The sequence below is a fragment of the Winslowiella iniecta genome (assembly GCF_001267535.1).
Taxonomy (GTDB): Bacteria; Pseudomonadota; Gammaproteobacteria; order Enterobacterales; family Enterobacteriaceae; genus Erwinia; species Erwinia iniecta.
On record NZ_JRXE01000014.1, the window covers coordinates 89,681 to 103,196 of the forward strand.

Sequence of the window (13,516 nt, forward strand, 5' to 3'; positions counted from 1 at the left end):
CCCGCAGAATTATCCCGGCGAGCCGACTGAATGTCGGCGTACCAGCGTCGGGCTAAACATATTGGTCACTTCCGGCAGCGGTGCGTTACTGGCCAGCGCCAGCGCCAGTTCAGCAGCCTGCTGCGCCATGGTAACAATCGGGTAGCGTACCGTGGTGAGGCGCGGGCGTACATAACGCGACACCAGCACGTCATCGAAACCAATCAGTGAAATCTCTTCCGGGATGCGAATACTGTTATCGCTTAACACCGCCAGCGCGCCTGCTGCCATAGAATCGTTATAGCAGGCGACGGCGGTAAAGTTTTTCCCACGGCCGAGCAGTTCGGTCATGGCCTGCTCGCCACCCAGCTCGTCCGGCTCACCGAACGCCACCAGGCGATCATTTTCCGCCAGGTTATGCTCGCGCAGCGCATCGTAATAGCCTTGCAGGCGATCTTCCGCATCGGAAATGGCGTGGGTTGAGCAGATAAAGGCGATATTTTTATGGCCCTGCTGAATTAAATGGCGGGTCGCCAGCCAGGCACCATAGCGATCGTCGAGGGCAATACAGCGATTTTCGAAGCCCGGCAGTAGCCGATTGACCAGCACCATGCCGGGAATTTGCTTCATCAGGCCAATCAGTTCTTCATCAGGCACTTTCTTGGCATGCACCACCAGAGCCGCGCAGCGGTGACGCATCAGTTGCTCAATCGCCTGACGCTCTTTTTGCTCATTGTGGTAACCGTTACCAATCAGCAAAAAGTTGCCGGTTTGCCAGGCCACTTCATCAACCGCTTTCACCATCGCCCCAAAAAAAGGATCGGAAACGTCGCCAACCACCAAACCAATGGTTTCGGTCGATTGCTGCGCCAGCGCGCGTGCATTGGCGTTTGGATGATATTGCAGCTGCTCCATGGCGCTGGTTACCGCCAGCCGGGAGCTTTCACTGGCCTTCGGTGATTTGTTAATCACACGTGATACGGTGGCGACGGAAACGCCAGCCATTTTTGCAACATCCTTTATGGTAGCCATCTGTTTACCTGATCCTGGGAAAGCGTTTACACATCATTCAGTGTTGCGGAAAATGCGCCCTTGTTCAAGCTGAGAGAATGCCAGCGGTGTCGCAAAGCAGGAGGAAATATCCGGCAGCGATGCGGCTATTGGGCTTTCCCGCGTCGGCAGATTGCTGCGGACGACAGCGTAAAAAATGCTATGCTGGCGAACGATTTTTTAACTGCCTGCCGGACACCCTATGACGATTAAAAAAGTGCCACATCTCGCCCATTGGGGCGCGTTTACCGCCGTAACCCAAAACGGCAAGCTGACGGGCTGTGAGCCTTTTTTTGCCGATCAGGATCCGTCACCAATGCTGAACACCATCCCGGAGCTGGTCTACTCCGATAAACGTATCCGAAAACCGATGGTGCGCCGCTCGTGGTTAACATCGCGTGAGAACAGCGATCGCACGTTGCGTGGCCGCGAAGATTTCGTTGAAGTGGGCTGGGAAACTGCGCTGGATCTGGTGGCGGACGAAAATCGCCGGGTACGTGAGCGCTACGGTGCCTCTGGCATTTTCAACGGTTCTTACGGTTGGTCATCGGCCGGTCGGGTAAACCATGCGCGTACCTTAGTGCGCCGTTTCTACTTTAACGGTGGCGGGGGGGTTGATCAGCAAGGTAATTATAGCTGGGGCGCGGCGCAGTTTTTCCTGCCGTATGTCATCGGCACCTACATGCCGCTGACCGGGCGCGTCACCGACTGGCCGAGTGTGGTGGAACACTGCCAGCTGTTTATCGCCTTTGGCGGGCTGGCGCTGAAAAATGCGCAGGTTGCCTCGGGCGGTGCCGGGCAACACAGTCTTAAGCCAGCACTTCAGCAACTGGCCGCGAAGGGCACAAGGGTGATTAATATCAGTCCGATGCGCGACGACTGCCCGGAGTTCGTTAATGCCGAATGGATTCCGATTCGACCGAATACCGATGTGGCACTGATGCTGGCGCTGGGTTATGAGATTGAACGTCTGGGCGCAGTGGATAACGCTTTCTTGCAGAGTCACTGTGTGGGTTACGCCGAGCTGCGCGCTTATCTGACCGGTGAAAGCGATGGCATGGCCAAAACGCCGGCGTGGGCCAGCGCGATTACCGGCGTTCCGGCGGCACGTATTGCCCAACTTGCGCAACAGCTTATTGGCGTGCGCAGTTTTATCACCTGTTCCTATTCGGTTCAGCGTGCGCATCGCGGCGAACAACCTTACTGGATGATGATTGCCTTATCCTCGATGCTCGGTCAGCCGGGCTTGCCGGGCGGCGGTTTCTCCTTTGGTCACGGCTCGATGAACAGCGTCGGCAATCCACGTATTGAAGCGCCAGCGCCGTTAATGTCGACCGGGCCTAATCCGTCAGGACTCTCAATTCCGGTGGCGCGTATCAGCGATATGCTGCTTAACCCTGGTCAGCCGTACCGCTTCCAGGGGGAAACCCATCACTATCCTGATATCCATCTGGTGCACTGGGCGGGCGGTAATCCGTTCCATCATCATCAGCAGCTCAACCGGCTGGTAGAGGGCTGGCAGCGCCCGGATACGGTGATCGTGCAGGATATTGTCTGGACGCCCGCCGCGCAGATGGCTGATATCGTGCTGCCGGTCACCACCACGCTGGAGCGCAATGATATCGGCGGTTCATCGCGTGACCGCTATGTGTTAGCCATGCATCAGGCGATTAAACCGCAGCACCAGGCACGTAACGATTTTGATATTTTTGCCGACATCGCCGATCGTCTGGGCTATCGCGAACAGTTCACGGAAAATCGCAACGAAATGCAGTGGATTGAGCATCTTTATCAGCAGTGCGCGCTGGCACATGCCAATAAAGGCGTGCACTGGCCGGAGTTTGACGAGTTCTGGCAGCGGGGTTTTGTCGAGATCCCACAGGGCGACAAGCCGTTTATCTTTATGGAAGATTTCCGCAACGATCCGCAAGCCAGCCCGATTAAAACCCGCAGCGGAAAGATTGAACTGTTCTGCCAAACCATTGCGGATTACCAGCTGGATGATTTCGCCGGACACCCGCAATGGCAGCCGCCGAAAGAGTGGCTGGGGTCGGCACTTAGCCGGGATTATCCGTTGCATATGATCTCAATTCAGCCGGGCGACCGTCTGCACAGCCAGCTTGATGCTACCGCCAGCGTGCAGGCGAATAAAACCGCCGGTCATGAAACCTTGTGGATGCATCCACAGGATGCGGCCGCGCGTGGTATTCATGACGGCGAAGCGATTAAAGTCAGCAATAGCCGCGGCGTGATGCTGGCTGGTGTCAGGCTGACGGACGGCGTTACGCAGGGCGTGGTACTGATTTCAACCGGTGCATGGTTTGACCCTGGTTTTGGCAAAGCGAACTGGCAGCCGTATGACCGCGCCGGTAATCCGAATGTGTTAACCCTCGATATTGGCACGTCGTCATTAACCCAGGGGCCGAACGCCATGAGCTGTCTGGTTGAAGTAGAAAAAGCCGTTAGTAGCATAACTGCCTAACAATCTAATGGCTGGTTACACTTTGCGGTTAACTGTTGCGAATCAGTGATGGCGACCCATCGACCGGACTTGCTAGATTTTAAGTCCCAGAGGTATTGATGGGTGAACATCAAAAATTTGTTGTTTTTAGTTGATTACACCAACCTGCGCAGATGCGCAGGTTTTTTTTGCCCTGAAAACCGCAATCATGAAATGAAACACAGTTTTTCTGTTATCTGCCCATACTATTCTTTATAACTTCCAGTTAGTTATCATCTGAAAATCTGCCGAATCCCTATGCCGCGACTTAAAAAAATATTGGGTAAAGATCAGGTCAAAGCACCGTTCAACCCGTTCCGGTTTCGCCTGATCTGCCTTGCCGTGCTGGGCTGTATGGCGGTGCTGCTGGCAAGAGTGGCCGATCTGCAACTGATTAACCATCCGATGCTGGAACATCAGGCCGATCAGCGCTCATTGCGCACTGTAACGCTGCCGACTAACCGTGGCACACTGCTGGATCGTAACGGTGAGGCGCTGGCATTAAGCGTGCCGTCGCGCGATATCATTGCCGATCCTAAACGAGTACTGGAAGCCCATCCCGATTTCACCAGTGAAAAATGGCAATATCTCGCCAATGCGCTGAATCAACCGGTCGATCAAATTGCGCAGCAAATTAATGCTAATCCCGGTCGCCGCTTTCTCTATCTTGGGCGAAAAATTGAGCTGGGCATTGCCAAAGATATCTCTCAGCTGCATCTGAAAGGCATCAGCACGGTCTATGACGACAGCCGCTTTTATCCGATGAGTGAAGCCACCGCGCCGTTACTGGGGATTGTCGGCACCGATAATAAAGGGCTTAACGGACTGGAGCACGGTTACGATAAAGTGTTGCAGGGCGAGCCGGGTCACGAACAGTATCGCCAGGATGGCGAGGGCAATATTATCGCGATGCTCGATTATCAGCCGCCGCGGCAGCCGCCGACGGTGCAGTTGAGTATCGATAAGTTTGATCAGTACACCATGTATACCAAATTGCGTGACGGTGTGTTGCTGAATAAAGCCGATTCCGGCGCGGCGGTATTGATTAAAATCGATACCGGTGAAGTGTTGGGCATGGCGTCGTATCCCTCTTTTAACCCGAATAATTTTGCTGATGTATCCCCTGCGCAGATGCGTAATGCGGCGATTAATGACAGCTTTGAACCCGGTTCCACCGTCAAGCCGCTGGTGGTGATGGAAGGGCTGGAACGTAAGCTGGTGCGCCCGGATTCGGTGATCGACACCACGCCGTATCGCGTCAATGGTCACTTAATCCGTGATGTCGGTCACTGGCCGCGTCTGACAATGACCGGTATTTTGCAGAAATCGAGTGATATTGGCGTGTCGCATATCGCGCTGGCGATGCCTGCACAGGTGCTGGTCAATACCTTCAGTAACTTTGGCCTGGGTAAACCGACCGGGCTGGGATTATCCGGCGAGAGTGTCGGCTATTTCCCGCTGCATCGTCAGCGCTGGGCAGATATCGAGCGCGCGACTTTCTCGTTTGGCTACGGTCTGCGAGTGACGCCATTACAGATTGCCCGCGAATATGCCACGCTCGGTTCCCTGGGCATCTATCGTCCGCTGTCGATTACCAAAGTGACGCCGCCGGTTATCGGTACCCGGGTGGCGAATGCCGACACGGTTAAAGCGGTAATCCATATGATGGAAAGTGATGCACTGCCGGGCGGCAGCGGCGTGCGTGCGGCGGTGCCGGGCTACCGGCTGGCGATTAAAACCGGTACCGCCGAGAAGATGGGGCCGGAAGGGAAATATGATGGCGGTTATATCAACTATACCGCCGGCGTTGCGCCGGCCAGCAATCCGCAGGTGGCGCTGGTGATTATGATTAACCATCCTACCGCTGGCGATCACTTCGGTGGTTCGGTCGCCGCGCCGGTATTTGGCAATATTATCGGCCCGGTGCTGAAGCATATGAATGTTGCGCCGGATGCGCTGTATGGTCAGGGATAACTGAGCTGTTTGAGTGAGGGCGGCTTTTATTGCCGCCCTCTGTTCTGTTAAACGCACAGCCCTTTGGCACCCATTAGTGGTTCTCGAGGATATCGGCCTGGCCGCCTTCCCGCAGAAAGACCGGAATTGCACTAAGCGGTGCCGCGACGGTAAGCCGCTGCCCGCCAGGATAGCGCTCGCCATTACGTGCAATCCAGTTTTCACCCGCCGGCAACCAGACTTCACGTTCACGCTGACCCGCGTGCAGCACTGGCGCAACCAGCACATCGCCACCCAGTAAATATTGATCCTCCACCTGCCAGCTTTCAGGCTGCTGCGGGTAATGATAAAACAGCGGACGCATGACCGGATCGCCGATTTCATGGGCTTCCCGCATCAGTTGGTCAATATAAGGACGCAGCCGTTCGCGCTGAAGCAGGCAGGTTTGCATCAGCTGATAATTCTGCTCACCGTAGCTCCAGACTTCATTCGGCGATCCGCTGTTGCATTGGGCAATGCCGTCGCGCCAGTTCTCTTCTGGCTCAATCTGCGGCTCACGATAGCCATGCAAACGCATCACCGGGCAGAAGACCGCCCACTGGAACCAGCGAATCAACAGCTCGTGAAAAGCCGGATCATTCACATTGCCGCCCTGGAAACCGCCGATATCGGTGGTCCACCACGGTATACCGGCCATCGCCATATTCAGCCCGGCAGCAAACTGGTTACGCAGCGCGTGAAACGACGAGTGCACATCCCCCGACCAGGCCAGGACGCCATAACGCTGGCTGCCAGCCCAGGCGCAACGCACCAGATTGACGATTTCGCTTTCGCCCTGCTGTTGCAGCCCTTCATAAAATCCACGGGCAAACAGTTGCGGATAGATATTGCCAACTTCCTGCACCGGGCCGAGGTGGTAGCGATAGTTATCAAAATCATAGGCGCGATATTCTGGCTCGGCTTCATCCAGCCAGAAAGTGCGGATGCCGAGGTCATAATAGTTACGTTTTACCTCCTGCCAGACAAAATCGCGGGCGGCAGGATGAGTCGCATCAAAAAAGGTGGTATTTCCAAGGAAGTCGAGATTGACCGAAACGCCGCGATCGCTGTTCACCAGTAAGCCTTTTGACTTCATCCGGCGATAATTCTCGCTGCGGCTGTCTACCGTCGGCCAGACTGAGACCATGGTTTCAATGCCCATCTCCTTCAGTTCCTGCACCATGGCCTCAGGATCGGGCCAGTCACGAGTGTCGAAACACCAGTCGCCCTGATTCGGCCAGTGGAAAAAGTCGATCACAATCACCGACAGCGGCAGTTGCCGGCGGCGGTATTCGCGTGCCACCTCCAGCACTTCCTGCTGTGTGCGATAGCGCAGTTTGCACTGCCAGAAACCGGTCGCGAAAGCAGGCATCATCGGCGCGGTGCCGGTAGCACGGCCATACTGGCGTACAATCTCTGCGGGTGTCCCGGCGGCTGTGATCCAGTAGTCCATTTGGTCGGTCACCTCGGTCTGCCAGCGGGTGCCGTTTTTGCCGAAAGTGACTTCGCCAACCGCCGGGTTATGCCACAGCAAGCCATAGCCGAGGCTGGAAACCATAAACGGTACGCTGGCCTGCGAGTTGCGTTGCGCCAGTTCCAGCGTGCAGCCTTTCAGGTCGAGACACTCCTGCTGGTATTGCCCCATGCCGTAAATTTTCTCTTCCGCACGCGCTTCAAAACGCACGCTGAGCTGATATTTACCGCCTGGGATCGGGCGAAATGCGCGGGCATCCAGCTTCAGGGCGCTGATATATTTATCCTGACTTTTCTCGGTAGCGCCAATGCCCACCGTACTGCGCTGACGCCAGTACTCTTCCAGCAGCAGTTCTCCATGCTGGTTGTAAAACGCCAGTTGACCACGAATATTGACCGTGGCAGTGATATTGCCGTTGCGCAGGCTGAGCAACTCTGGCTGCTGGCTGATTTCTACCTCGGCAGACGGTGGCGGTAACAGTGCCCAGTCGCTGTTCTTCAGCTCTGGCTGACAAGTGGCGCGCACGCGCAGGCTGTTGGCACCCCAGGGCTCAATAACCAGGGTCTGACGATCAAATTTCCAGATAATGCGCCGGGACTCGGCGCGTAATTCACTCATAACGACTCCTGTGGCTGTAAAGCGTTAGGGCCTGCCGCGGGCTGTGCCGCCGACAGTTTTTGCAGATTAATGGTGTGCATGGTGGCGTCGTTCAACTTGTAGCCGCGCATTGCCACTGCACTGAGCAGCGCAAGTATGCCGGGCACCACAGAGAACAGAGCAATGATCGCCAGCATGGCCGAGGATTGCTGAACAGGAGCCTGTGCGACATAGCCGCTCAGACCCAGGGTCCAGCCGACAATGGCACCGCTGACCGCCATCCCCATTTTCAGCACGGCGAGTAAGGTAGAGAACACGGTACCATCCATCCGCTTGCCTTGTTTATATTCGCCATAGTCCACCACATCAGACATCATCACCCACATCAGCGTGGTGGTGACCTGATAAAAACTGGAGACCACAAAGGTCATCGCAACCAGCAGCGGCAGGGTGGCGGGCATAAACATAATGCTGATGCTAAGCAGGCCTGTAATCACCGTACAGAGGGTGAAAACCGTGAGTTTACTTAACTTACGGGTCAACCATTTCGCCATCACGCTGCCGACACTTTTGCCAACAATATGGGCAGCCAGCAGCCACATAAACAGGCTGGCATCACCGAGGAAATAGGTGACGTAGTACATCATGGCGCCGAGGCGTACCACGCCGAAAGAGATATTGAAAAACACCAGCAGCGCGACGACACGCCACTGATCATTGCGCAGCAGATCGCGCAGATCGGAGATAAAATTGCCATGGCTGGGCGGTGCGTTGACGCGTTCGCGGGTATTGAAGAAGCAGATTAAAAACATCAGCGCTGCCAGACTGGCCATCACCGACATCGCACCAAAATAGCCATCCAGCTTATTGCCACCGCCAAGCCATTCCGCCAGCGGCATCATCAGGAAAGTGGACATCGCGCCGCCCAGCGTGGCGAGGAAGAAGCGCCAGGACTGCAATGAAATTCGCTGGGTATTATCCGGCGTGATAATCGCACCCATTGAGCAGTAGGGGATATTGATCGCGGTGTACATCAGCATCATCAGGCTGTAAGTGACGCTGGCATAGATCATCTTGCCAGAAAGCGACAGGCTCTCGGGTACTGCATAGATCAATAAACAACTGACGCCAAAAGGCACCGACAACCACAGCAGCCACGGGCGAAATCTGCCCCAGCGCGTGCGGGTGCGGTCGGCAACCATTCCCATTGCCGGATCGATAATGGCATCGGCCACGCGTGCCAGCAGAAACAGCGTGCCGACAAATACTGCCGGTAAACCGACCACATCGGTGTAGTAGAAAGTCAGAAAAATGATGACGTTATCCAGCCCGATATGGCTTGCCATATCACCGAGGCCGTAACTGATTTTTTCTTTAGCCGATAATCTGTGTTGCATGATTATTCCCACCTGTCTTTGCTGTCGCTCATGGACATGAATGCCTGCGTTTTGCTTCGGAGGTTAGTTATAGAAAGCGGCGGGGAGTGCGACAATTGCGGGATTTACTTACGGTTTTATGTTTTTTATTTTCTGTGATACGGGTAACAAGAACGACAATCTCTTTTATGCTCAGCAAAATGGTGTAGTTCATCATTGCTTAATCAACGGGTTACGCCGGACAGGATTTTACAGCAGGCAGGCCGGGATAGATAACGGCCTGCCAGCCGTTATCTGCGGTCTGTAAGCGTTACAGTTTATTCAGATACTGGCTGATGCCCCAGCAGGCCAGCGCGTGATCCTCTGCGGAAGGCAGACCACTGACGCTGACCGCGCCCAAAATGGCTCCGCTTTGGTTCAGTATTGGAAAGCTGCCACCGTGATCGCAGTAATCTGCCTGATGAATAAAGGCATGATGTTCCATACGCTGCCCGGTTTTTTCATAGTTTATTCCGGCATACAGCGATGAGTGAGCGAGGCGCAATACGGTATTGCGTTTGCGCTTCAGCCATTCAATATTATCGGCACAGGAGCCGGGCAGGGCAGCGAAAAACAGCTGCTGTCCGAAGGCGTAAACTTCGATAGCAATCGGCGCATGGTCTGCCAGTGCACGCGTGCGGATTGCCTCACCAATTTCCCACGCAGCATTAAAATCAAAATCCTTACAGCGGTTCTCTTGTTCCTGGGCGAGTAATACGTCGAGGGTTAAAGCATGGCTCATAACGGTAACTCCGGTGATAAAGCGTGAGAATAAGCTGCGGAAAAGAGTAAGTGATTAAAATAAATATTTCAATAATTGTTATTATGAAATAATGGTGCTTAACTTGTGTTAACTGGTTGATTAAATATTGTTTTTTTATTTCGGTAATTAAGGTCTGCATATTATTCAGCTTATTTGTGAGACATATCACAAATAACTGCCGCAGAAATGGGGATGTGCAGGAGGCGCCATCAGCCAGGCGTAACAGATAAAAGGCTGCGGTTTTTTTGGGGAAATTATCCAGTTTTGCTGTTTCGTGCATTGAGTTAAGTCGACATATCCTGCATCGTGATACGTAATGTTTCTGAATGCTAAAGGAGTCGGCATGTTGTTTACGTTTTTCCGCTTTTTGTTCCGTCTTATGTACCGCGCTGAGTTGCGCGGGGATATTGCTGCGCTGTACAAAGAGCGGGTGCTGATTACGCCCAACCACATGTCATTTCTCGACGGTGTCCTGCTGGCGGTGTTTTTGCCGATTAAGCCGGTGTTTGCCGTCTACTCTTCCATCAGTGAAAAATGGTATATGCGCTGGCTGAAGTCAGTGATTGATTTTGTGCCGCTCGATCCCTCCAAACCGCTGGCGGTTAAGCATCTGGTACGGATGATTGGTCAGGGGCGTCCGGTGGTGATCTTCCCGGAAGGGCGCATCACGGTGACCAGTTCACTGATGAAAATTTATAGCGGTGCCGGTTTCGTTGCCGCCAAATCACAGGCGACGGTGGTGCCACTGCGAATTGAAGGCGCTGAGTACACGCCATTTGGTCGTCTGGGCGGCGTATTTAAACGCCGTCTGTTTCCGCGCATCACCCTGACGGTGCTGCCTGCCACCACCATTCCAATGCCGGATGCGCCACGTGCGCGCGATCGCCGCATGCTGGCAGGTGAGCATCTGCATCATGTGATGATGGAAGCGCGGATGGCGGTGCGTCCGCGAGAAACGCTGTATGAAGCCTTTCTCAGTGCGCGTACCCGTTATGGCTACTTTAAAAACTGCATCGAAGATATCAACTTTAAACCCGACAGTTACACCGGCCTGTTAAAGAAAGCGCTGGGCGTCGGACGTATCCTCGAACGCTACACCCGTCAGGGCGAGGTCATCGGTCTGATGCTGCCCAATGCTACCGTGACCGCCGCGGCAATTTTTGGTGCGTCGATGCGCGGTCGAGTTCCGGCGATGCTGAATTACACCGCCGGGGTGCAGGGATTAACCAGTGCGCTGAAGGCTGCCGAAGTGAAAACGGTCTTTACCTCACGCCAGTTCCTTGAAAAGGGCAAGTTGACGCACCTGCCGGAGGAAGTCACCGGCGCGAAATGGATTTTCCTTGAAGATCTGAAAGATACCGTCACCTTGCAGGACAAATTATGGATCCTCAGCCGCCTGTTGATGCCGCGCAGTGCAATGGTGCCGCAGCAGCCAGAAGATGCCGCGATGGTACTGTTTACTTCCGGTTCAGAGGGCAATCCGAAAGGCGTGGTGCATTCACATAAAAGCCTGCTGGCTAACGTCGAGCAGATTCGCACCGTGGCGGATTTCACCCCGCGCGACCGCTTTATGGCAGCGCTGCCGCTGTTCCACGCTTTCGGTCTGACGGTCGGCATGTTTACCCCGCTGATGACCGGCGCAGAAGTGTTCCTCTATCCAAGCCCACTGCATTACCGCATCGTGCCGGAACTGGTCTATGACCGTAACTGCACCGTGCTGTTTGGCACCTCGACCTTCCTCGGTAACTACGCGCGTTTCGCGAATCCTTACGACTTTGCCCGGCTGCGCTATGTGGTCGCCGGTGCGGAGAAGCTACAGGAGAATACCCGCCAGGTATGGCAGGAGCGCTTTGGCGTGCGTATTCTCGAAGGTTATGGCGTGACGGAGTGTGCGCCGGTGGTGGCGATTAATGTGCCGATGGCGGCACGCCCACACAGCGTCGGGCGCATTTTACCGGGCATGGATTCGCGGCTGATCTCGGTGCCAGGCATTGAAAATGGTGGCCTGCTGCAACTGCGTGGTCCGAATATTATGAAAGGCTATCTGCGGGTGGAACGTCCTGGCTTCCTTGAAGCACCCCAGGCGGACAACGGTGAAGGGCAGATGGAAGCGGGCTGGTACGACACCGGTGATATTGTCAGTTTTGACGAGCACGGTTTCTGCCAGATTCAGGGGCGAGTAAAACGCTTCGCGAAAATTGCCGGTGAAATGGTCTCGCTGGAAATGGTGGAACAGATAGCGTTGAAAGCCTCTTCAGAGCAGCAACATGCGGCATCGATTAAACCAGATGGTAATCGTGGTGAAGCGCTGGTGCTGTTTACCACCGACAAAGCGCTGACGCGTGACCAGTTGCAGAGTGCGGCACGGGCCCTTGGCAACCCGGAACTGGCAGTACCGCGTGATATTCGCTATATGAAGCAACTGCCGCAGTTGGGTAGCGGTAAACCGGACTTTGTTACCCTGCGTAAAATGGCAGAAGAAGAGGCAAAACCCGCATGAATTCGGCTCTGACGGACGATAAGCCGCTGCTGTCACGCGGTATGATGGCGGTTATCACCGCCCAGTTTTTCTCGGCATTTGGCGATAACGCCCTGTTGTTTGCCACTCTGGCAGTGATTAAAAATCAGCTCTATCCCGACTGGAGCCAGCCGGTATTGCAGATGGTGTTTGTCGCCACCTATATCATTCTGGCACCGTTTGTCGGGCAGGTTGCCGACAGCTTTGCCAAAGGCCGGGTAATGATGTTTGCCAACGCCCTGAAATTGCTCGGTGCGCTGGTGATCTGCTTTGGCTTCAATCCGTTTATCGGTTACAGCCTGGTGGGCGTCGGGGCGGCGGCATACTCTCCGGCAAAATATGGCATTCTCGGCGAAATCACCAGTGGTGAAAAACTGGTGAAGGCGAACGGTTTAATGGAAGCCTCTACGATTGCCGCCATCCTGCTGGGGTCGGTCGCGGGCGGCGTGTTAGCCGACTGGAGTCTGCTGGCGGCGCTGATTGCCTGTGTGCTGGCCTATGGCCTGGCGGTGGCTGCTAACCTGTTGATTCCGAAACTGTCTGTAGCGCGAGCCGGGCAGAGCTGGCATCCTTTCAGTATGTCGCGCAGCTTCTTTAGCGCCTGCAAAGTGCTGTGGCGCAATGGCGAAACCCGCTTTTCACTGTTGGGCACCAGTCTGTTCTGGGGCGCTGGCGTCACGCTGCGTTTCCTGCTGGTGCTGTGGGTGCCGGTGGCGCTGGGCATCACCGATAACAAAACCCCGACGCTGCTGAATGCGATGGTGGCGATTGGTATTGTGATTGGTGCGGCGGCAGCGGCAAAACTGGTGACGTTAAAAACCGTCGGGCGCTGTATGCCTGCGGGGGTACTAATTGGCGTGGCGGTGATCTTTTTCGCCATTCAGCACAGCCTGATGAATGCTTATGCGCTGCTGGTGATTATTGGTGTGCTGGGCGGCTTCTTTGTGGTGCCGCTGAATGCCCTGTTGCAGGAGCGCGGCAAAGCGACGGTCGGCGCCGGTAACGCCATTGCGGTGCAGAATCTCGGTGAGAACAGCGCGATGCTGATGATGTTGGGACTCTATTCGCTGGCGATCAAGCTGGGCGCACCGGCAGTCGCTACTGGCGTCGGCTTTGGCGCACTGTTTGCGCTGGCCATTGCCGTGCTGTGGGGCTGGCAGTTAGCGCAACAAAGGCGTGCCGGCTGACAGTAAAGAAGAGCGGTATGCACCACCACCGGTGCATATCT

The 13,516-nt window shown here is 55.0% G+C and carries 8 protein-coding genes; 4 read left to right on the forward strand and 4 right to left on the reverse strand.

What is annotated here, in order from left to right; translation table 11 throughout:
• Positions 1-9: 9 nt before the first annotated feature.
• Complete coding sequence (gene galR / locus NG42_RS11495) at positions 10-1,011, reverse strand: HTH-type transcriptional regulator GalR (protein WP_052899496.1); 1,002 nt, start codon at positions 1,009-1,011, stop codon at positions 10-12.
• A gap of 220 nt (positions 1,012-1,231) precedes the next feature.
• On the opposite strand from galR, the gene NG42_RS11500 reads away from it, so the two are divergent.
• Both NG42_RS11500 and NG42_RS11505 read left to right on the forward strand, forming a co-directional pair.
• Positions 1,232-3,511 carry a molybdopterin guanine dinucleotide-containing S/N-oxide reductase gene (locus NG42_RS11500; RefSeq protein WP_052899497.1) on the forward strand — a complete coding sequence of 760 codons (2,280 nt, stop codon included), beginning with the start codon at positions 1,232-1,234 and terminating at the stop codon, positions 3,509-3,511.
• 276 nt (positions 3,512-3,787) lie between these two features.
• On the forward strand, positions 3,788-5,503 hold the full coding sequence (locus NG42_RS11505; RefSeq protein ID WP_052899498.1) for a penicillin-binding transpeptidase domain-containing protein: 1,716 nt from the start codon (positions 3,788-3,790) through the stop codon (positions 5,501-5,503).
• Positions 5,504-5,576: 73 nt separating this feature from the next.
• On the opposite strand, the gene NG42_RS11510 is transcribed toward NG42_RS11505, so the two are convergent.
• The 3 genes from NG42_RS11510 to NG42_RS11520 form a co-directional block, all read right to left on the reverse strand.
• Entirely contained in the window at positions 5,577-7,613 is a 2,037-nt protein-coding gene (locus tag NG42_RS11510) for a glycoside hydrolase family 31 protein (protein ID WP_052899499.1), read from the reverse strand.
• Positions 7,610-8,989 carry a glycoside-pentoside-hexuronide (GPH):cation symporter gene (locus NG42_RS11515; RefSeq protein ID WP_052899500.1) on the reverse strand — a complete coding sequence of 460 codons (1,380 nt, stop codon included), beginning with the start codon at positions 8,987-8,989 and terminating at the stop codon, positions 7,610-7,612. Before NG42_RS11515 ends, NG42_RS11510 begins: the two co-directional genes overlap by 4 nt.
• Positions 8,990-9,278: 289 nt before the next feature.
• Positions 9,279-9,749, reverse strand: coding sequence for a heme-degrading domain-containing protein (locus tag NG42_RS11520; protein WP_052899501.1), 471 nt, complete (start codon positions 9,747-9,749; stop codon positions 9,279-9,281).
• 364 nt (positions 9,750-10,113) lie between these two features.
• Here NG42_RS11520 and aas point away from each other — a divergent pair, with 364 nt between their 5' ends.
• Positions 10,114-12,270, forward strand: coding sequence for a bifunctional acyl-ACP--phospholipid O-acyltransferase/long-chain-fatty-acid--ACP ligase (gene aas / locus NG42_RS11525; protein ID WP_052899502.1), 2,157 nt, complete (start codon positions 10,114-10,116; stop codon positions 12,268-12,270).
• Entirely contained in the window at positions 12,267-13,475 is a 1,209-nt protein-coding gene (lplT, locus tag NG42_RS11530) for a lysophospholipid transporter LplT (RefSeq protein ID WP_052899503.1), read from the forward strand. Before aas ends, lplT begins: the two co-directional genes overlap by 4 nt.
• Positions 13,476-13,516 lie beyond the last annotated feature (41 nt).

Bases quoted from the DNA above. Each gene is read 5' to 3' on its own strand.
- aas (WP_052899502.1), top strand. From the start codon at position 10,114: ATGTTGTTTACGTTTTTCCGCTTTTTGTTCCGTCTTATGTACCGCGCT.
- galR (WP_052899496.1), bottom strand. From the start codon at position 1,011: ATGGCTACCATAAAGGATGTTGCAAAAATGGCTGGCGTTTCCGTCGCC.
- NG42_RS11505 (WP_052899498.1), top strand. From the start codon at position 3,788: ATGCCGCGACTTAAAAAAATATTGGGTAAAGATCAGGTCAAAGCACCG.
- NG42_RS11510 (WP_052899499.1), bottom strand. From the start codon at position 7,613: ATGAGTGAATTACGCGCCGAGTCCCGGCGCATTATCTGGAAATTTGAT.
- NG42_RS11515 (WP_052899500.1), bottom strand. From the start codon at position 8,989: ATGCAACACAGATTATCGGCTAAAGAAAAAATCAGTTACGGCCTCGGT.
- NG42_RS11500 (WP_052899497.1), top strand. From the start codon at position 1,232: ATGACGATTAAAAAAGTGCCACATCTCGCCCATTGGGGCGCGTTTACC.
- NG42_RS11520 (WP_052899501.1), bottom strand. From the start codon at position 9,749: ATGAGCCATGCTTTAACCCTCGACGTATTACTCGCCCAGGAACAAGAG.
- lplT (WP_052899503.1), top strand. From the start codon at position 12,267: ATGAATTCGGCTCTGACGGACGATAAGCCGCTGCTGTCACGCGGTATG.